Source organism: Phenylobacterium sp. (genome assembly GCF_004299445.1).
GTDB lineage: Bacteria > Pseudomonadota > Alphaproteobacteria > Caulobacterales > Caulobacteraceae > Phenylobacterium.
Map to the genome: position 1 here is coordinate 1 of NZ_SCTC01000079.1, position 18,430 is coordinate 18,430.

The 18,430-nt window shown below is 68.1% G+C and carries 18 protein-coding genes and 1 tRNA gene; 5 read left to right on the forward strand and 14 right to left on the reverse strand.

Features of this window, described 5'->3' with window-relative positions; translation table 11 throughout:
* The 10 genes from nuoG to EPN98_RS22035 all read right to left on the reverse strand — a co-directional run.
* Positions 1 to 1,484, reverse strand: a 1,484-nt coding sequence (nuoG, locus tag EPN98_RS21990; protein WP_293365085.1) for an NADH-quinone oxidoreductase subunit NuoG, incomplete at its 3' end; no start/stop codon positions are given.
* A gap of 6 nt (positions 1,485 to 1,490) precedes the next feature.
* Positions 1,491 to 2,804, reverse strand: coding sequence for an NADH-quinone oxidoreductase subunit NuoF (nuoF, locus tag EPN98_RS21995; RefSeq protein WP_293365086.1), 1,314 nt, complete (start codon positions 2,802 to 2,804; stop codon positions 1,491 to 1,493).
* Between the two features lie 2 nt (positions 2,805 to 2,806).
* Positions 2,807 to 3,019 carry a hypothetical protein gene (locus EPN98_RS22000; protein ID WP_293365087.1) on the reverse strand — a complete coding sequence of 71 codons (213 nt, stop codon included), beginning with the start codon at positions 3,017 to 3,019 and terminating at the stop codon, positions 2,807 to 2,809.
* Positions 3,016 to 3,693, reverse strand: coding sequence for an NADH-quinone oxidoreductase subunit NuoE (gene nuoE, locus EPN98_RS22005; RefSeq protein ID WP_293365088.1), 678 nt, complete (start codon positions 3,691 to 3,693; stop codon positions 3,016 to 3,018). The genes EPN98_RS22000 and nuoE overlap by 4 nt, the downstream gene beginning before the upstream one ends.
* A 7-nt stretch (positions 3,694 to 3,700) precedes the next feature.
* Positions 3,701 to 4,051: a nuclear transport factor 2 family protein gene (locus EPN98_RS22010; protein WP_293365089.1), complete on the reverse strand. Its 351-nt coding sequence runs from the start codon at positions 4,049 to 4,051 to the stop codon at positions 3,701 to 3,703.
* Positions 4,048 to 5,286, reverse strand: coding sequence for an NADH-quinone oxidoreductase subunit D (locus EPN98_RS22015; protein WP_293365090.1), 1,239 nt, complete (start codon positions 5,284 to 5,286; stop codon positions 4,048 to 4,050). Before EPN98_RS22015 ends, EPN98_RS22010 begins: the two co-directional genes overlap by 4 nt.
* Positions 5,286 to 5,906 (reverse strand): NADH-quinone oxidoreductase subunit C, encoded by a 621-nt coding sequence (locus tag EPN98_RS22020; protein WP_293365091.1) that lies wholly within the window; start codon positions 5,904 to 5,906, stop codon positions 5,286 to 5,288. Before EPN98_RS22020 ends, EPN98_RS22015 begins: the two co-directional genes overlap by 1 nt.
* Positions 5,903 to 6,520 carry an NADH-quinone oxidoreductase subunit B family protein gene (locus EPN98_RS22025; protein ID WP_293365092.1) on the reverse strand — a complete coding sequence of 206 codons (618 nt, stop codon included), beginning with the start codon at positions 6,518 to 6,520 and terminating at the stop codon, positions 5,903 to 5,905. Before EPN98_RS22025 ends, EPN98_RS22020 begins: the two co-directional genes overlap by 4 nt.
* The gene (locus EPN98_RS22030) at positions 6,490 to 6,867 is read right to left on the reverse strand and encodes an NADH-quinone oxidoreductase subunit A (protein ID WP_293365093.1); all 378 of its coding nucleotides are present in this window, start codon (positions 6,865 to 6,867) and stop codon (positions 6,490 to 6,492) included. Before EPN98_RS22030 ends, EPN98_RS22025 begins: the two co-directional genes overlap by 31 nt.
* Positions 6,868 to 6,999: 132 nt before the next feature.
* Positions 7,000 to 8,391, reverse strand: a complete 1,392-nt coding sequence (locus EPN98_RS22035) for a cytochrome P450 (RefSeq protein WP_293365094.1) — start codon at positions 8,389 to 8,391, stop codon at positions 7,000 to 7,002.
* A gap of 109 nt (positions 8,392 to 8,500) precedes the next feature.
* Between EPN98_RS22035 and EPN98_RS22040 the strand changes: the two genes are divergently transcribed.
* From EPN98_RS22040 to EPN98_RS22050, 3 genes are all read left to right on the forward strand, one after another.
* Positions 8,501 to 9,406, forward strand: coding sequence for a LysR substrate-binding domain-containing protein (locus EPN98_RS22040; RefSeq protein ID WP_293365095.1), 906 nt, complete (start codon positions 8,501 to 8,503; stop codon positions 9,404 to 9,406).
* Positions 9,407 to 9,508: 102 nt separating this feature from the next.
* Positions 9,509 to 9,585, forward strand: a tRNA-Asp gene (locus EPN98_RS22045).
* A gap of 147 nt (positions 9,586 to 9,732) precedes the next feature.
* On the forward strand, positions 9,733 to 11,478 hold the full coding sequence (locus EPN98_RS22050) for a DEAD/DEAH box helicase (protein WP_293365096.1): 1,746 nt from the start codon (positions 9,733 to 9,735) through the stop codon (positions 11,476 to 11,478).
* 69 nt (positions 11,479 to 11,547) lie between these two features.
* Here EPN98_RS22050 and EPN98_RS22055 read toward each other — a convergent pair whose 3' ends face one another.
* Positions 11,548 to 13,605 (reverse strand): ATP-binding protein, encoded by a 2,058-nt coding sequence (locus tag EPN98_RS22055; RefSeq protein ID WP_293365097.1) that lies wholly within the window; start codon positions 13,603 to 13,605, stop codon positions 11,548 to 11,550.
* Between the two features lie 189 nt (positions 13,606 to 13,794).
* Positions 13,795 to 15,945 carry a penicillin acylase family protein gene (locus EPN98_RS22060; protein ID WP_293365098.1) on the reverse strand — a complete coding sequence of 717 codons (2,151 nt, stop codon included), beginning with the start codon at positions 15,943 to 15,945 and terminating at the stop codon, positions 13,795 to 13,797.
* A 142-nt stretch (positions 15,946 to 16,087) separates the two neighbouring features.
* Here EPN98_RS22060 and EPN98_RS22065 point away from each other — a divergent pair, with 142 nt between their 5' ends.
* Positions 16,088 to 16,288: a hypothetical protein gene (locus EPN98_RS22065; protein WP_293365099.1), complete on the forward strand. Its 201-nt coding sequence runs from the start codon at positions 16,088 to 16,090 to the stop codon at positions 16,286 to 16,288.
* 1 nt (position 16,289) lies between these two features.
* On the opposite strand, the gene EPN98_RS22070 is transcribed toward EPN98_RS22065, so the two are convergent.
* Entirely contained in the window at positions 16,290 to 17,054 is a 765-nt protein-coding gene (locus tag EPN98_RS22070) for an MliC family protein (protein ID WP_293365100.1), read from the reverse strand.
* A 1-nt stretch (position 17,055) separates the two neighbouring features.
* The gene (locus EPN98_RS22075; protein WP_293365101.1) at positions 17,056 to 17,244 is read right to left on the reverse strand and encodes a hypothetical protein; all 189 of its coding nucleotides are present in this window, start codon (positions 17,242 to 17,244) and stop codon (positions 17,056 to 17,058) included.
* 146 nt (positions 17,245 to 17,390) lie between these two features.
* On the opposite strand from EPN98_RS22075, the gene EPN98_RS22080 reads away from it, so the two are divergent.
* A partial coding sequence (locus EPN98_RS22080; RefSeq protein WP_293365102.1) for a hypothetical protein occupies positions 17,391 to 18,430 on the forward strand: 1,040 nt, incomplete at its 3' end.

The window sequence follows — 18,430 nt, forward strand, 5'->3', positions numbered from 1 at the left end:
CCGCCCTCGCCGGGCACGAAGCCCAGGTCCAGGCCGCCCACCCGGCTCGCCGCCGAATGCAGCACGTTCCAGGTCATGCCGAAGGTCTTGGCGAGCGCCGCCGCCGCCTGCAGCACCGCGGCGCTGTCGGGACGGTTCAGCGCCCCGGCGCCCACGATGATCGCGGGGTTCTTCGCGGACTTCAGCCCGGTGACGAATTCGCCCTTGGCCTTGGCGATCCCGTTCAGCGCCGAAGCGCCCGAACCGAAATACGCGTACTCGTAGGTCAGGTCGGCCGCTTCGCCCACGAGACCCACCTGCAGCGCGCCCGCCATCCAGCGCTTGCGCAGCCGGGCGTTCAGCACCGGCGCCTCAAGCCGCGGATTTGCTCCGACGATCAGAACATAGTCGGCGTTTTCAATACCTTGGATGGACGAGTTGAACAGCCAACTCTCGCGCGCGCCGTCGCCCAGCACCATTCCGTCCTGACGGCAGTCCAGGCTAGTGACGCCCATGCCGCCGAACAGGTCCTTGGCCGCCTTCATCGACTCGGCGTCCTGAAGGTCGCCGGCGATCACGCCCACCCGGTCGGGGCTGGTGGCCGCAAGCTTGGTCGCCACGGCGTCGAACGCCTCGGCCCAGGTCGCCGCGCGCAACTTGCCGTTCTGGCGGATGAAGGGTCGGTCCAGCCTTTGCCGGGACAGCCCGTCGACCGCGTAGCGGGTCTTGTCCGAGATCCACTCCTCGTTGACCGCCTCGTGGGTGCGCGGCAGCACGCGCAGCACCGCCGGCCCGCGTGCATCGACGCGGATCGCCGAGCCCAGCGCGTCCATCACGTCCACGCTCTCGGTCTTCTTCAGCTCCCAGGGCCGCGCGTTGAACGCGTAGGGCTTGGAGGTCAGCGCCCCCACCGGGCACAGGTCGATCACGTTGGCCGACAGTTCCGAAGCCACGGCCTTGTCGAGATACGTCGTGATTTCAACATCTTCGCCGCGAGAGATGAGACCGATGTCTGGCACGCCGGCCACTTCGGTGATGAAGCGGACACAGCGCGTGCACTGGATGCAGCGGGTCATGACCGTCTTGATCAACGGCCCCATGTACTTCTCTTCGACCGCCCGCTTGTTGTCGGCGTAGCGGCTGTCGTCGCGGCCATAGCCCATGGCCTGGTCCTGCAGGTCGCATTCGCCGCCCTGGTCGCAGATCGGGCAATCCAGCGGGTGGTTGATCAGCAGGAATTCCATCACCCCATGGCGCGCCTTCCGCACCATCGGCGTGTCGGTGAAGATCTCCTGGCCCTCGGCGGCCGGCAGCGCGCAGCTGGCCTGCGGCTTCGGCGGGCCGGGTTTCACCTCGACCAGGCACATGCGGCAGTTGCCGGCGATGCTCAGGCGCTCGTGGTAGCAGAACCGCGGGATCTCCTTGCCGGCGAGCTCAGCCACCTGCAGGACGTTCATCCCGGCTTCGAACTCGACCTCGACCCCGTCGACTTTGGCGATAGGCATGGTCGTCTACTCCGCCGCGATGGTGGCGCCGGCATACGAGCCCTTGCGCGCGCGGTAGGTGTTGATGCGGTCCTCCACCTCGTGGCGGAAGTGTCGGAACAGGCCCTGGATCGGCCATGCGGCCGCGTCGCCCAGGCCGCAGATCGTGTGGCCCTCGACCTGGCTGGCCACGTCCAGCAGCAGGTCGATCTCGGACATCTCGGCTTCGCCGGTGACCATCCGCTCCATGACCCGCCACATCCAGCCGGTGCCTTCGCGGCACGGCGTGCACTGGCCGCAGCTCTCGTGCTTGTAGAAGTAGGCCGCCCGCGCGATCGCCTTCACCAGGTCGGCGTCCTTGTCGAACACGATCATGGTGCCGGTGCCCAGGCCCGACCCACGGGACGCCAGGTCCTCGTAGGTCATGACGGCTTCGTCGCACTGGTCGGCGGGGATCATCCGAACCGAGATCCCGCCCGGGATCACGGCCTTCAGGTTGCCCCAGCCGCCGCGCACGCCGCCGAAGTGGTCCTCGATCAGCTGCTTCACGCTGATGCCGACCGCATCCTCGACCACGCAGGGCTTGTTCAGGTGGCCCGAGCCCGCGAACAGCTTGGTGCCGGTCGACTTCTCAGTGCCGAACCCTGAGAACCACTCGGCGCCCCGGCGCAGGATGGTGCCGACGACCGCGATGGTCTCGACGTTGTTCACCGTGGTCGGGCAGCCGTAGATGCCGGCGCCCGCCGGGAACGGAGGCTTCAGGCGCGGCTGGCCCTTCTTGCCCTCGAAGCTCTCCATCAGCGCGGTCTCGTCGCCACAGATGTAGGCCCCGCCGCCGTGCTGCACGCCGACGTCGACGTCGTAGCCCAGCACACTGCCCTTCCCGAGCAGCTTGGCGTCATAGGCCTGCTTGATGGCGGCCAGCAGGCGCTCGCGCTCGTGCACGTACTCGCCCCGGATGTAGATGTAGGCCCGGTGGGAACGCATCGCGCGGCACGCGATCACGCAGCCCTCGATCAGCAGGTGCGGATCGTTTCGCAGGATGTCGCGGTCCTTGCAGGCGCCCGGCTCGGACTCGTCGGCGTTGACCAGCAGGTAGTGCGGACGCTCGCTCTCCTGCTTGGGCATGAAGGTCCACTTCAGGCCGGTGGCGAAGCCGGCGCCGCCGCGGCCGCGCAGGCCCGAGGCCTTGATCTGGTCGCAGATCCATTCCGGCGTCTGGGCGACGATATCCGCCGTCCCGTTCCACGCGCCACGCGCCTTCGCCCCCTCCAGCTTCCAGTCATGGACGCCGTAGAGGTTGAGGAAGATGCGGTCCTTGTCGGCCAGGATGCCAACCACGCTCAGTTTCCTTTTCCGGGGCCCTTGAGGCCCGCGATAAACCAGATCTGCGCCGCGAAACCGCCCGCGAGGGCCACGACGAACGGAACCAGCGCCCAGCCGAGCTGGAGCTGGAAGTAGACGACGATCGAGGCGAGCGCGATCAGCGCGGCCGCCACGTTGGCGACCATCATGACGTTGCGGCGCTTCTTGATCGTGGCGACGTCGAGGCTCATGCCGGCGCCTTCGTCTTGGTCGCCTTGGGCGGCAGGTTTGGGATCTTGATCTTCTTCCCGAGCGAGCCGTCGTAGAGCTTCTTGTCGGTCAGGGTCAGCGGACCACCTTCCGGCGCCGAGCCCTGGCGGCCGATGGCCGAGCCGGGCTTGGGCGTCTTGCCGGCCGCGAAATCGTCGAGCAGGGCCTCGAACGTCTCGGGCGTCAGGTCCTCATAGTAGTAGTCGTTGATCGCGGCCATCGGCGCGTTCGAGCACGCGCCCAGGCATTCGACCTCCTGCCAGTAGAACTTGCCGTCGGCGCTCTTGTGGTTCTGGGCGCCGATCCGGCGCTTGCAGACGGCCATCAGGGCTTCCGACCCACGGGTCTGGCAGGGCGTCGTGCCGCACACCTGGACCAGCGCATGGGTGCCCACCGGCTCCAGCATGAACATCGTGTAGAAGGTGGCCACCTCAAGCACGCGGATCACCGGCATGCCCAGGAGCTCGGCCACGGCGCGGATTGCGGGCTCGGAAATCCAGCCCTCTTGCTTCTGCACCAGCCAAAGGCACGGCACGACCGCCGACTGCTGTTTTCCGTGCGGGAAGTTGGCCATCCACACCTTGGCGGCCTTCAGGGTCGCCGGCGAGAATTCGAAGCTGGCCGGCTGATGGGGTGAAAGTCTGCGGACGCTCACGCGGGCCTCACTTCACAAAGTCCACGCGGGCGATCTTGCCGCCGGCGAAGGAATAGATGGCGCAGACCTGGAAGGCCTCGCCGCCGGGCGCCCGGCTGACGTCCTCATGGTCCACGACGTGGCCGCCCACGACGGCGCGGTGCACGAGGCGGGCGTGGTTCTGCGGGAAGTCGGCGAACAGCTTCTCGTGCCGCGCGCGGATCGCCGCCAGGCCGACCGCCAGCGTCTCGCCGCCATAGGCGCCCAGCTGGGCGTCGTCGGCATAGAAGGCGCAGAACGCGTCCAGGTCCTGGGCGTTGTAGGCCTCGAGCTGGCCCTGCACGATATCGGCGTTGGAAAGGGTCGCGCTGGCGGTCACCGGTCGATCTCCCCGAACACGATGTCCAGCGAGCCCAGGATGGCCGAGACGTCGGCCAGCATGTGCCCCCGGTTCAGCCAATCCATCGCCATCAGGTGCGGATAGCCCGGCGCGCGGATCTTGGCCCGGTACGGCTTGTTGGTGCCGTCGCTGACCAGATAGACGCCGAACTCGCCCTTGGGCGCTTCCACGCAGGCGTAGACCTCGCCCGGCGGCGTCCGATAGCCCTCGGTGAACAGCTTGAAGTGATGGATCAGCGCTTCCATCGACTTCTTCATCTCGCCGCGCCGGGGCGCCGCGATCTTGTTGTCCTCGATCAGCACCGGACCCGGTGTCTTCAGCAGGGCGTCGCAGCACTGCTTCATGATCTTCGTGGACTCGCGCATCTCCTGCATCCGGCAGAGATAGCGGTCATAGCAGTCGCCGTTCACGCCGACCGGAACATCGAATTCCATGTCGTTGTACGCGGCATAGGGCTGGGCGCGCCGCAGGTCCCAGGCGATGCCTGAGCCCCGCACCATCACGCCCGAGAACGACCGGGCGATGGCCTCTTCCTTCGACACCACGCCGATGTCGACGTTGCGGATCTTGAAGATGCGGTTGTTGCCGAACAGGCCTTCGAGGTCGTCGCAGACCTTCGGGAAGTGGTCGCACCAGTCCGAGATGTCGCGCACCAGCGCCTCGGGCAGGTCCTGGCGGACGCCGCCCACGCGATAGTAGTTGGCGTGCATCCGGGCGCCCGACGCGCGCTCATAGAACACCATCAGCTTCTCGCGCTCTTCGAAGCCCCACAGGGGCGGCGTGAGCGCGCCGACGTCCATCGCCTGGGTCGTGACGTTCAGCAGGTGGTTCAGGATGCGCCCGATCTCGTCGTACAGCGTGCGGATCAAGAGCGCGCGCCGCGGCGCCTCGACGCCCAGCAGCTTCTCGATCGCCAGGCAGTACGCGTGCTCCTGGTTCATGGGCGCCACGTAGTCGAGGCGGTCCATGTACGGGATCGTCTGCTGATAGGGCCGCGCCTCCATCAGCTTCTCGGTGCCCCGGTGCAGCAGGCCGATGTGCGGGTCGACCCGCTCCACCACTTCGCCGTCCAGCTCCAGCACCAGGCGCAGCACGCCGTGGGCCGCCGGGTGCTGCGGGCCGAAGTTGATGTTGAACTTGCGGACGGGGGTCTCGGGGACCTTCGGGTCGTGGAAGTAGTCGGCGGCCTGAGCCGGTGCGTTGTCGTCGGCCATCACTTGCCGCCCTTTTCGTCGCCCGGCAGCATCGCGGCGAAGCCCTTCTCCGCGCCTTCCCACGGGCTCAGGAAGTCCCAGTTGCGCCACTCGACCGACTTCACGGGCTCATAGACCACCCGCTTCAGCTCTTCGTCGTAGCGAACTTCGACGTAGCCGGTCATCGGGAAGTCCTTCCGCAGCGGATGGCCGTGGAAGCCGTAGTCGGTGAGAATCCGGCGCAGGTCGGGGTGCCCGTCGAAGAAGATGCCGTACATGTCGAACGCCTCGCGCTCGAACCAGTCGGCCGAGACGAACACCGGGACGACCGACGGCACGGCGGTGTCCTCGTCGGTCTGCACCGAGATCCGGACGCGCAGGTTCTTCGTCATCGACAGCAGGTGGTAGACCACGTCGAACCGCAGCGGCCGTTCGGGATAGTCCACGCCGCACAGGTCGATGAGCTGGTGGAAGCCCTGCACGTCGCGCAGGTAGGTCAGCGCCTCGACGATCTTGGCCGCCGGAGCCGTCAGGTTCAGTTCGCCGAACGCCACGTGGGCGCCGGTGATGACACCCTTGGCGTCCTTCACGATGGTCTTGCCGAGCTTGCCCAGGTCGGCGTCCGAAACGGGCCAGCTCATCGGATGATGGTCCCCGTCCGGCGGATCTTCTTCTGCAGCTGCAGGATCCCGTACACCAGCGCCTCGGCGGTGGGCGGACAGCCGGGCACATAGACGTCCACCGGCACGATCCGGTCGCAGCCGCGCACGGTCGAGTAGCTGAAGTAGTAGTAGCCGCCGCCGTTGGCGCAGCTGCCCATCGAGATCACGTACCGCGGGTCGGGCATCTGGTCGTAGACCTTGCGCAGCGCGGGGGCCATCTTGTTCACCAGCGTGCCGGCTACGATCATCACGTCGCTCTGACGCGGGCTGGCCCGCGGCGCGAAGCCATAGCGTTCCAGGTCGTAGCGCGGCATCGAGGCCTGCATCATCTCGACCGCGCAGCAGGCCAGGCCGAAGGTCATCCACATCAGCGAGCCGGTGCGCGCCCAGGTGATCAGGTCATCGACGCTGGCGGTCACGAAGCCCTTGTCGGCCAGGCGCTGCGACACGCCGTCGAAGAACGGGTCGTGCTTCTGAGGGTCGTAGCCCTCGACGGTGCTGCGGCCGGCCGACAGCGCCGGAACCGTGCCGGACCCCGTCACACTGGAACCGGGGGGAACGATCACTCCCATTCCAGGGCTCCCTTCTTCCACTCGTAGATGAAGCCCACGGTCAGGACGCCCAGGAAGGTCATCATCGACCAGAACGAGAAGATCGCCACATCCGCCGGCAGCTTCATCAGCGAGACCGCCCACGGGAACAGGAACGCCACTTCCAGGTCGAAGATGATGAAGAGGATCGAGACCAGATAGAATCGGACGTCGAATTTCATCCGTGCGTCGTCGAAGGCGTTGAAGCCGCATTCGTAGGACGAGAGCTTCTCCGGGTCGGGAGACTTCGGCGCGAGCACGCTCGCGAACAGGATGAAGACAATGCCCAGAACCGCCGCGATCCCCAGGAAGATCACGATCGGCAGGTACTCTTTGAAATAGGCTTCCATGGAGTCTCCGGCGGGAGTCGCGGCGCCCTTCTAGACCGATCACAATGGCGTTTCAAACAGGCCTTGTGCGACGCGAAACGACGCGCCCCCGCGACGCTGCGAATGCGTCGCAACTACACACCTGCGAGCGCCTCAGATGCGCTCCACCAGCAGCGGCATTCCGCCTTGAGGCCGCAGCGTGAAGTCGGCCAAGGGCTCCACCTTGCGGCCGGGCGCGGGCGCAAAACGAAACGTCGCCAGCCAGCGCGAGAGAATGATCAGGGCCTCCGTCTGGGCGAAGCCCATCCCGATGCAGATTCGCGGCCCGGCTCCGAAGGGGATGTACTGATAACGGTGGCGTCCCAACTTCGCCTCCGGATCGAAGTTCTCCGGGTTGAACAGGTCGGGTTCGTCCCACAGCGTCCGGTGCCGGTGCAGCACCCAGGGCCAGATGGTGACCTGATCGCCCTTGCGGATCCTCTGGCCACACAGCTCGTCGTCGCCCAACGCCTCCCGGTCGATGCGGTGCACCGGAGGGTACAGCCGCAGTGTCTCCTCCCAGACCATCCTCAGGTAGGGCAGCCGCTCCGCGACCAGGGCCGGGTCGCCCTCGCGCCAGGCCGCGAGCGATTCCTCGCGCGCCCACGTCTGCGCCTGATCGTCGCTGGCCAGCAGGTAGACGGCCCACGCCAGCCCGTTGGCCGTGGTCTCGTGACCGGCCACGAAGAAGGTCATGGCGTTGTCCAGCGTCAGCTGGATCGCCTCGTCGTGGGGGTGCTCGCTGGCGAAGGTCCGGTAGAGCCGGGTGATGAAATCGTCAGGAGCGTCCGCCATCGCCGCACGGGCGCGGATGAAGCCCCCCATCCTCTGCGCCAGGATCCGTTGCGCCCGGCGCGCCCGCCGCTGCGCCGCCCCGGGGTCGAGCCCCTGTAGGCCCAGGAGCAGGCTCAGCCGCAACTGGCCGGTCCCGACCATGACGTCGCGCACCAGGCTCGACACCTCCTGGAAGGGCATCCCTGTCTGGCCCGAGTAGAGCGCCTCGTCGATCACCTCCAGCGTCGTGCGCGTCGCCTCGGCCGCCATGTCCACGGGCCCGCCATCGCCAGGCGTGCGGTCGCAGCTGCGCTCCGCCAGCCGCGCGAACAGGGGCGTCACCGCGTCCACGGCATGAGGCGTGAACGTCCCGGCCATCAGCCGACGCTGCCCTCGCCAGGCGTCGCCCTCCGTGTTGAGCAGGCTGTCGCCCAGGATCGGCTGCAGCATCCGCTTCACGAAGCCCGGCCGCCGATAGTTCTGGGCGTTGTCCAGGAACACCCGTTTGATCGCATCGGGCTCGTTGATCCCGTGATAGGTGAGGTTCAACACCTTCACCTGCCGGTAGGACCGCTCGAACGCTTCCCGGGGGATCGCCGTCAGCACGTTGCGCGACATGCGCGGGCTGAACAGCATGGGGAGGAGGCCGGGATCGCGCTCGAGCGGCTCCGGCGCACTCGGCCGGAATCTCACAGCGGGGACGTGGGCGTATGTCAGACTGGCGTCGGTCATGGGCGGGTGGGCTTCCGTTCGACGCCCGGCAACATCATCGGATTGCGACGCTCAGGGAAACGATATAACCGCGATCTTCTTGTGAGCTGAAATCACAGGAACTGACGACGTGGAAAAGCGGCATCTGCCATCGCTGACGGCGTTGCGCGCCTTCGAGGCCTTCGCCCGTCGGGGCCAGATGACGACCGCCGCGGACGAGCTCTGCGTCACCCACGGCGCCATCAGCCGCCAGATCCGCAGCCTGGAGACCGCCCTGGGCCTCAACCTGACCGAAGGGCCCCGTCATCGCCTGAGACTCACCGAGGCCGGCGCCCGGCTGGCCGCGGCGCTGTCCGCCAGCTTCGACCAGATGGAGGCCGCCCTCACCGGGATTCGCGGCGACCATCACGTCGAACTGCATCTGTCCTGCGTGGGCACCCTGGCGATTCGCTGGTTGATCCCCCGCCTGCCGGCCTTTCACGCTCTCCACCCGCTGGTCCGCGTGAAGGTGACCGAATCGTACGCCGCCGTGGACTTTCATCGCGACCGCTTCGACGCCGCCATCCGGGTCAACGAGACGGCTCCGATCGTGGGCGCGGAGGCCGTCCCTTTCCTTGAGAACTTCCACGGCCCGGTGGTGGCTCCGGCCCTTGTGGGCGCGGGGCCCACGGGCCTCGAGGGCCTGACGCGCCTCACCACGGGCACGCGGCAGACCGCCTGGGCCGAGTGGGAGCACCATTCGGGCGTCACGCTCCCCTCCCCGCCCGACAGCCAGGAGTTCGAGCATATCTTCTACACCCTGGAGGCCGCCGCCGCGGGCCTTGGCGTGGGCCTGACGCCGTGGGTCTATGTGGCCGCCGACGTAGCCGCCGGCCGCCTTGCCGCGCCCTTGGGTTTTGCGCCGACACCGTCGAAATTCTGGTTCCTCACCCCGGCCGGCCAATCCAAGCCCGCCGTCGCCCAGTTCCGTGCCTGGCTCCTCGATGAGGCGGCCAAGGTTCCTCCGCCGCCGAAGGTCGTGCGCCGGGCGGCGTGATCCCTTTCCGGTGCGGCCAACCGCCCCCGCTCCAACTCTCCCGTTGACACGATTCCGGCCCGCCCATATGAGAGCCGCCTTCGCAGCGCCGGACGGCCTTGCGCGGGTGTAGCTCAGTTGGTTAGAGCGCCGGCCTGTCACGCCGGAGGTCGCGGGTTCGAGTCCCGTCACTCGCGCCACTTCCGGTGGCGAACCTCCCACTCCGAACAGACTCCTGACGCCAGGCGCTGTCCGCCCGAGCGCCTCTAGCAAAAGTGGTGCACTTTTGCCTCCGAGAGGCGCTCTCTATCAGCGGCGCGCCTCCAGGCGCGCTATTGGACGTCCGAATGCCCTTTCCCGCCACCCATCCCGCCCTGGCCCGCGCGCTCGACGCGCATGGCTACAACGAGCCGACGCCGGTCCAGGCCGCGGTGCTCGAAGCTCCTGCCGGCCGCGATCTGCTGGTCTCGGCCCAGACCGGATCGGGCAAGACGGTGGCCTTCGGGCTGGGCGCCGCCGACACCCTCCTGGGCGAGGCCGACACCTTCGGCCGCGCCGAGGCCCCGCTGGCGCTATGCATCGCCCCCACCCGCGAGCTGGCCCAGCAGGTCGCTCGCGAGCTCACCTGGCTCTACGCCGACGCCCAGGCCCGCATCGCCACCTGTGTGGGCGGCATGGATCCGCGCGCCGAGCAGCGCGCCCTCAACGCCGGCGCCCACATCGTCGTCGGCACCCCCGGGCGCCTGCGCGACCACCTGGAGCGCGGCAACCTCGATCTCTCGGCCCTGAAGGTCGTCGTGCTCGACGAGGCCGACGAGATGCTCGACATGGGCTTCCGCGAAGACCTGGAGGCGATCCTCGACTCGTCGCCGGCCGAGCGCCGCACCTTCCTGTTCTCGGCCACCATCGCCCGCGAGATCGCGGCCCTGGCCAAGCGCTATCAACGCGACGCCCACCGCATCGACACACTGCGCCGCGACGAGGCCCACGGCGACATCGCCTACCGCGCCGTCCGCATCGCCCCGACCGAGATGGAAACGGCGATCGTCAACGTCCTGCGCTATTTCGAAAGCCCCGGCGCGCTGATCTTCTGCGCCACCCGCGAACGGGTGCGCCATATGCACGCCGCGCTGCGCGAGCGGGGCTTCTCGGTCGTCCAGCTCTCCGGCGAGCTGAGCCAGAAGGAGCGCTCGGACGCGCTGCAGGCTCTGCGCGACGGCCATGCACGCGCCTGTATCGCCACCGACGTCGCCGCTCGCGGCCTGGACCTGCCCGACCTGGGTCTGGTGATCCACGCGGACCTGCCCGCCAACACCGCCGGCCTCCTTCACCGCAGCGGCCGCACGGGCCGGGCGGGCAAGAAGGGCGTCTCGGTCGTGATGGTCCCGCACTCCAAGCGCCGCATCGCCGAGCGCCTGCTGCAGGTGGCCGGCGTGGACGCCGAATGGTCCGGCCCGCCGCTGCCCGAAGAGATTCGCGCCAAGGACCAGGTGCGGATGCTCGAGGATCCGCTGCTCAATGAGGCTCCCTCGCCGGAGGACCTGGAGCTGGCCCAGCGCCTGCTGGCCGACCGCAGCCCGGAAGCGGTGGCGGCCGCCCTGGTGCGCCTTTACCGCTCGCGCCTGCCGGCGCCGGAAGAGATGCTGCCCGACCGCGGCGGCGAGCCCCGCCCGCTGCGCCCCGAGCGGCAGGCCCAGATCGAATCCGCCGATGGCGCCTGGTACCGCCTGCCTATCGGCCGCTCGAAGAACGCCGACCCCAAGTGGCTGGTCCCGCTGATCTGCCGCCTGGGCCACGTGACGAAGAAGGAGATCGGCCTGATCCGCATCTTCGACCACGAGACCAAGTTCCAGATCTCCAGCGAGGTCGAGGCGCGTTTCGGCGAGGCCATCCGCGCTGCGGCCGACTCGGGCGAACTGCGCATCAACCCCTCGGCGCCCCCCGGCCCGGCCGGCCCTCGTCCCTCGGGTCCGCGGCCTTCAGGCCCTCGCAGCGATGGTCCCCGCCACGACGGTCCCCGGCGCGGCCCGCCGCCCGGCGGCGACCGCCGCGGTCCGCCCAAGGGCCGCAAGCCGAACCAGCGCCGCGACTAGCGCGAACCCTTCCAACCTGAAGCGCCTGCGGGCGCGCCCGCTGCGCCACTCGGCTGAGAGGGTAGCGCTCTACACCGCCCGCTCCTCTTGCGCGCCCGCCAGCGCATCGTCGAGCGCCGCGTAGAGTGCCCCCACATCCAGAGGCTTGGCGATATGGCCGTCCATTCCGACCGCCAGGTACTGCTCCAACTGGTGGCTCATCACGTTGGCGGTCAGCGCCAGGATAGGCGTCGGCGTTCGAGCCCACTCGGCTTCCAGCCGGCGGATTTCGCGCGTGGCGTCCAGTCCGTTCATCTCAGGCATCTGGACGTCCATCAGCACCACATCGAAGCGGGCCTCGACGAACGCCTCGATGGCCTCCCGCCCGTTAGCAGCCAGGGTCAGATCGGCGCCCAGGGGATCGATCAGCGCCTTCAGCACCATGCGGTTCGTGACGTTGTCCTCGGCCGCCAGGATGCGCAGCGGCCGGCCCGGCCTTCGCCCCGCCTCGACGGCAGGCTCGGGACTGGCCACCGGCGCGGTGGCCCGACTGAGGGGCAGATCCACGGTAAAGCAGGCGCCTTGGCCGGGTTGGCCGGTCGCCGAGATGGTTCCCCCCATCAGTTCGACCAGCCCCTGACAGATCGACAAGCCAAGACCGGTGCCGCCGTAGCGCCGGGTGGTCGAGGCGTCGGCCTGTTCGAACTTGCGGAACAGGTCACTGGCGCTCGCAGGGTCGATACCGATGCCCGTATCGCTGACCTGGAAGCGCACACCGCCCCCAGTCTCTTCGGCCGATAATGTGACGACGCCCGTCTCCGTGAATTTCACCGCGTTGGAGATGAGGTTGGTCAGGACCTGGCGAATACGCAGATCATCACCGGACCAATAGCCTGCCACTTCCGGGGCCATGCTGATGCGGAGGTCCAGCCCCTTCTCGGTGGCGAGATCCTGGAAGATGGCGCTCACGGATTCCAGATTGTCCTCCATCCGGAAGGTCGCCGCGGTCGCCTGAAGTTTGCCGGCCTCCAGTTTCGACAGGTCCAGCACGTCATTCAGCAGGGCCAGCAACGTGCGCCCGGACTCGCGGATCACGCGTAGGCGCCCCCTCTGATCGGGACTCAGCTCGAAGGCCTCCATCGCCTGGGCCATCCCCAGCACGCCATTCAGCGGCGTGCGGATCTCGTGGCTGATGTTGGCGATGAACTCCGACTTCGCGCGGTCTCCCGCCTCGGCCCGGTCGCGCGCCTGAACAACCTGCCGCGCCATGCGCCACAAGCGATGGATCACCAGCGCGACTGCGGCCAGCACGACCAGCCCCAGCCCCAGGATCGCCCACCTGGCCTCGGCGTAGACGCCTTGACCAGGATGTTCCGGCGACCAGGTCAGGGCGCCGACTGCGCGTCGCTCGGCGTCGGTCAACCGCACAGCCGGTCTCGCCGTCGCGTCTGCGGCGGTCAACCGCGCCGCGCGCAGGCCAAGATCGTCATCCAACTCCCGGAGATAGCCGCCATTCACCTCGACGCCCGACACCACGATGGGCTCCCGCCCGGGGAGAAGCGGCTTTGCGTCCTCGACCTCCGGCACGATCGTCGATGCGGCCAGCAGGTACACTCGCTCCCCCGTCCGCACCGCCGCCTGCGCCGTCGCCGCGCGGGCGAAGCCGCGCGCCTTCGGGTCGCGGCGGTGCCTTACGGCCTCTTCCGATCGAACCACGTCCCTGAGCGTCTGAGACGCCGCCATCAGGCCGTCGAGCGTCCTGGGATCGACGACCTCGCCCTTGACCGCTCCATAGGTCAACCGATCCTGCGCATCGACGATAAAGGTCACGTCATGCCGCAGGTAGTCGAAGAAGTAGTCGGCGTAGTTCACCTGGGCGAAGTCGCGATCGAACCGCCGAGCGGTCTTGTCGTAAGCCTCGGTCCAGACGGCGACGGAGACGACGTCGTCCTTCAACCGCGCCAGGCGCCGAACGACGGAGCGCTCCATCAAACGGGTCTCGCGGACCTCGGTGATGCGATCCACCGAAACGCTGGCGTAGTAGACCAGCACGCCGCAGGCCCCGAAAACGATCAGCGCGGCCGCTATCGCCAGTCCGAGCACGCCGCCCGAGAATCGCCACTCACGGCTAGCGAGCCACCTGCGCATGCCGCGTCAGGCCCTGCCGACGAAGCGCCGGGTGGCCCGCTCCTCGCGCGCCAGACATGTCGACAGTTCCAGATACATTCGGCCGCAATATCTGGCTCAAACGCTGATTTTGTATTACGCAATCAGGCGGATGGCCTGCGGCTCACGGCCGCACGCGGGGTCGCCGATCAGTCCCCGCCTCGGCGAACTCTACTCTCCCGGCCGATAGGTCCGCTCGACGTGGCCCTCTAGCTGCCCCGGATAGAAGTAGACCTCTCGGAAGGCCGCCTTGGCGTAGCGTTCGGCTTGGTCGTTGAAGTGCTTCGAGGCCGGATCACCGCTCTCGCCGCCGGCGCTGATGGCCACCGCCTTCACCTTCGGCCCGAACTCGACCACGGCGACGAAGCTGTTCCCGCTGGTTCCATAGTACCGCTTCGTGCCGGGGTAGCGGCGCGAGGCGAACGAGGCGAGCGAGCCCCAGGTCCCCGCGGTGAACGGCACCGCCACGCTGGGGCCGTCGTCACGGAAAGTCTGGACGATGGCGCCGTCCAGCCGCTGAAAGCGATTGATCTCGCCCCAGGGGGTCTTCCAGCTGCCGAAGTCAGCCACGAGACGCGCCGAGGCCTCCTCCAGGGCCGCTATGCGGTCGGAGGCCGGGCTCTTCTCGACCATGTATTCGTACACCGTCATCCCGGCCGTTTTGGCCCCGGCAGCCGACTTCGCCCACAGCGCCTCGGCCCAGAACACCGCCAGCGACGTCTCGGTCGAATCCTTGCCCCAGCGCCGGTCCCAGGCCTTCAGCGCCGCCATCTGGCCGGCCAAGGCGGCCTTCTGGTCCGGCGAGGCCAGGTCGTACGCCTCGGACAGCTTGGGGATCAGGCGATCGAAGGCCGGCAGGTCGGGGTCGTAGGCGGCGGCCCGCAAGCCCTCGACGGTGAAGCCGCTCTTGCCGTCCAGCACCCGGATCGCATGCAGTCCGCGCGGCGTTTCGCCGGCGGTGTCCATGTACCTGGGGAACGCCTCGCGCTTCGGGCTGTCGGCCCCCGCCGCCGAATAGGGCCAGTTGTTCGAGTTGTAGACCCACCCCGCCTTGGGATCGATCACCGTCGGCGCCTCGGACAGCGCGTGCAGCCCCTGCCAGTCCGTCGCCGGATCGGCCCCGTCCACCACCTTCGTGTAGTCGAACCGGTCGTTGCGCTTCGGAATGAACTGCGGGTGCAGGTAGGCCGTCTGGCCCTGGGCGTTGGCGTACAGCGTGTTGTTCGACGAGTTGGCCTTCAGCTCGGCCACCTTCAGGAAACCCGGCAGGTCGGTGGCCTTCGTGCGCAGAAACGACTGCTGCAGCGCCTCGATCGGCTTGAACATCAGCGCCGTGGCGATCCACTTATCGCCCTCGGCCCGCACGATGGGCCCATGATGCGTCCGATAGGTGGTGAAGGTCCGGCTGCCCATCGACCCGTCGGCGTCCCGCACCCGGATCGTCACGTCCTTCACCGTCACGGGACGCGCCTCGCGGCCGTAGCGATACATCAGGCTGCCGGGCGTGCGCACGATCGTCTCGGCGAACTCATCCACCACGTCGACGCCGCTGGAGGTGTGCATCCAGCCTGCCTTCTCGTTGAAGCCCTGGTAGATGAAGAACTGCCCCCAGGTCACCGCGCCATAGGCGTTCAGCCCCTCCTCGCTCGTCACCTGCAGTTCCGAGCGGAAGAAGAACGAGGTGTGCGGGTTGATCAGCAGCAGCGCATGACCGTCCTTCGTCACCTTCGGCGACAGCGCGATGCCGTTCGACCCCGGAGGATCCTTGAACGCGAACTCAGGGAGCGCCGCGGTCCGCGTGCCGCCGTAGAAGGCCTCCAGCTCGCCGAGCGAGATGCGCTCGATGTCCCCCCCGATGCTGCCCTCGGTGAACGACAGCGCCATCCAAGGCTCGAACCGCGTCAGCACCTTCGGCTTCGTCTGCGGATGGGTCGCGAGGTAGTAGTTGAGGCCGTCGGCCCAGCTGTCCATAAGCGCCCGCAGCCACGCCGGGCTCTCGCGGTACTTCGCCTGCAGGTCCGCCGGATCGATGAACAGCCGCATCCGAAGGTCCTGCCAGACCGCCTTGGGCCCCTCCGCCTCGGCCATCCGGCCCAGGTTGGTCAGGTAGTTCATCTCGATGCGGTTGAAGTCGTCTTCCGCCTGGGCGTAGGCCATGCCGAACACCGCGTCGGCATCGGTCTTGCCCTTGATGTGCGCGATCCCCCAGTCGTCGCGGACGATGCTGATCCCTGCGGCCTGCGCCTTCCATTCGGCCGTCTCGTCGGCCCACGCGGCTCCCGCCAGCAGCGACAGCGCAAGGGTAAGGGGAATCAGGCGCACAGATGGGCCTCCAGGCTTCACAGGCCGCCACCTCGCCCGCCTGTCCACAGCTTGTCCAGCCTGCGGCGCCCGGCCACGCTTGGTCTCGTCGCGGACTCACCGTCTGTTGCGCACTCAAGGGGCTAAGTGGGAGTGTTTTGCGATGCCCGAAGCGACGTACGTGGCTTTTGTGCCGAACGGCATGTCCGCCAAGCTGCGGTCGGTCCTGCAAGCCGAAGACACCGGCGCCGTCACCTGGCGCGAACGCAAGACCATGTTCGGCAGCGAGTTCTACTTCTCGGGTCCGCCGAAGCTGGTCCGCGCCACGCATGCCTACGTCAGCCAGTGGGTCGTGAAGCACTAGCCTACGGCGCGGTCTTCACCTCGATCGTCTCGATCCGCCATTCGAGTTGTTCAGGCGTGGCGCCCGGCACGTCGTTCACCCGACGTAGCGTGGCCTTTCCTGAGGCGTGGTACTCGGCTCCGGAGACCAGCCGGCCATACAGGACGATTGGAACGTCCACGAACAACGACCCCGCTGCAGCCTCGACGCGCCGCGGCCCGCCCACCTGGGCGTTCAGCCGCGTGAAAGGCCTCACGTCGAACACCTGCCCGTCGCGCCGCAACCTGACCGCCTCGGCGCCACGGCCGCTCTCCACCAGCGCGAAATAGGTCTCGACCACCCTGGCCGCCGCCCGGCCGCTACCCGGCGCGGCAGGTCCCTCGCTGAGCGCCGTGCGATCATCGGACAGGCCGCCCCGCGTCCCGGGGGCCGGCGGTTCCACCGGACCCTTGCCGGGCTCGTAGCAACTGACCCCTGGCGCGCCCGCGATCGTTTCGCCCGGCTCCAGCGTCGCCAGCATCCCCTCCGGCCCACGGTTCCACCACTGCAGGCCGTCGCCCGCATAGCGCGCGCCGCTGCCTGACACGGCGATCTTCAGCGTGTGCTCGCGTCCGGCCAGCCGGACCAGGGCGGTCTTCGCGTCGGGGTACAAAGCCTGGAACGTGCGCCCGTCCGTGCAGACATAGGTGATCCAGGGCGTCGACCGTTCGGCGGGTGGGTCCGTCGGCGTGGCTCCAGGCGAACACGCCGCCAGCGCGAGCGCCGGCGCCAGCGCCGCGCCGCGCATACTACTTCTTCATCCAGGGCTTGGATTTCGACTGCGAACGCGCCGCAGCCGTGCGTTCGCCCTCGAGCGCGCCGCGCCCGGGCGGCCCGCCGCGGCCCGCCTGCGCCGCCTTCTTCAGGCGCAGCGCCCTCTGCATCGGGGTTTCGCCAGAAGGGGCCCCATTGGCGGGCGCATCGTCAGACTCGGCCATCGTGTCCTCCACTGCGCGCAAACCTACCGCGCCTTCAATTCTGAAACAGCAGCGCAATGACCAAGGGTTAGTTGCGCGTCGAACCGCCGATCGTAAAATCGGTATGCAGCCACGCTGAAGCGCGGCGGGAACTGGGGAGTCGAAACTTGCATCGCGCCGTCATCGCCGCTCTTGGAACTCTGTTGCTGGCCGGCGTCGCCGCCGCTCCGATCACGGCCGCGGCCGCCGAAAAGGCCCCGGCCAAGGCCGCGACGGCGTCCTACAAGGCTCCGCGCAACGCCTTTAACCAGCCCGACCTCTCCGGCTTCTGGAGCAACGCCACGCTCACTCCGATGGCGCGCCGGCCCCAGTTCAAGGACCAGCTCAACTACACGCCCGAGCAGGTCAAGGAGATGGAGGCCAACGCGGCCGCCGAGGTCGAGGAAGGCAACGAGGACACCGATCCCAACGCCCCGGCCGAGGCGCCGAAGACCCCGCCCAGCGCCAACATCCGCCCCGAGTTCGCCGCGGCCGGCGGTGACGTGGGCGGCTACAACCGCGGCTGGCTCGACCCCGGCAGCCACGTGATGCGCGTGAATGGCGAACCCCGCACCTCGCTGATCACCACCCCCAACGGCCAGCCCCCGGCCCGCAAGGCCGGCGCACCGCCGGCGCCGCGCTTCGGCGGCGGCATGGGCTCGTTCGACAGCTACGAGTCCCGTTCGCTCGGCGAGCGCTGCATCATGAGCTTTGGCCGTAACGCCGGCCCGCCGATGTTCCCCAACGGCTTCTACAACAACAACTACCAGATCGTTCAGACCGGCGACTCGGTGCTGATCGAGGTCGAGATGATCCACGACCTGCGGATCGTTCGCCTGAACTCCAAGCACCGCACCGATAACGTCCGCCCCTACATGGGCGACTCCATCGGCTGGTGGGAGGGCGACACCCTCGTGGTCGAGACCACCCACATCCCGGCGAACCAGCATTTCATGGGTTCGTGGAAGGATCTGAAGGTCACCGAGCGGTTTACCCGCGTCGGCAAGAACCGCCTGCACTACGCCTTCACGGTCGAAGACCCGACGATCTGGGACAAGCCTTGGGGCGGGGAATACGAATTCTCGCCGATGGGCGTGGGCGTGATCTACGAATACGCCTGCCACGAAGGCAACTACGCCCTCCCCGGCATCCTGGCCGGCGCCCGCGC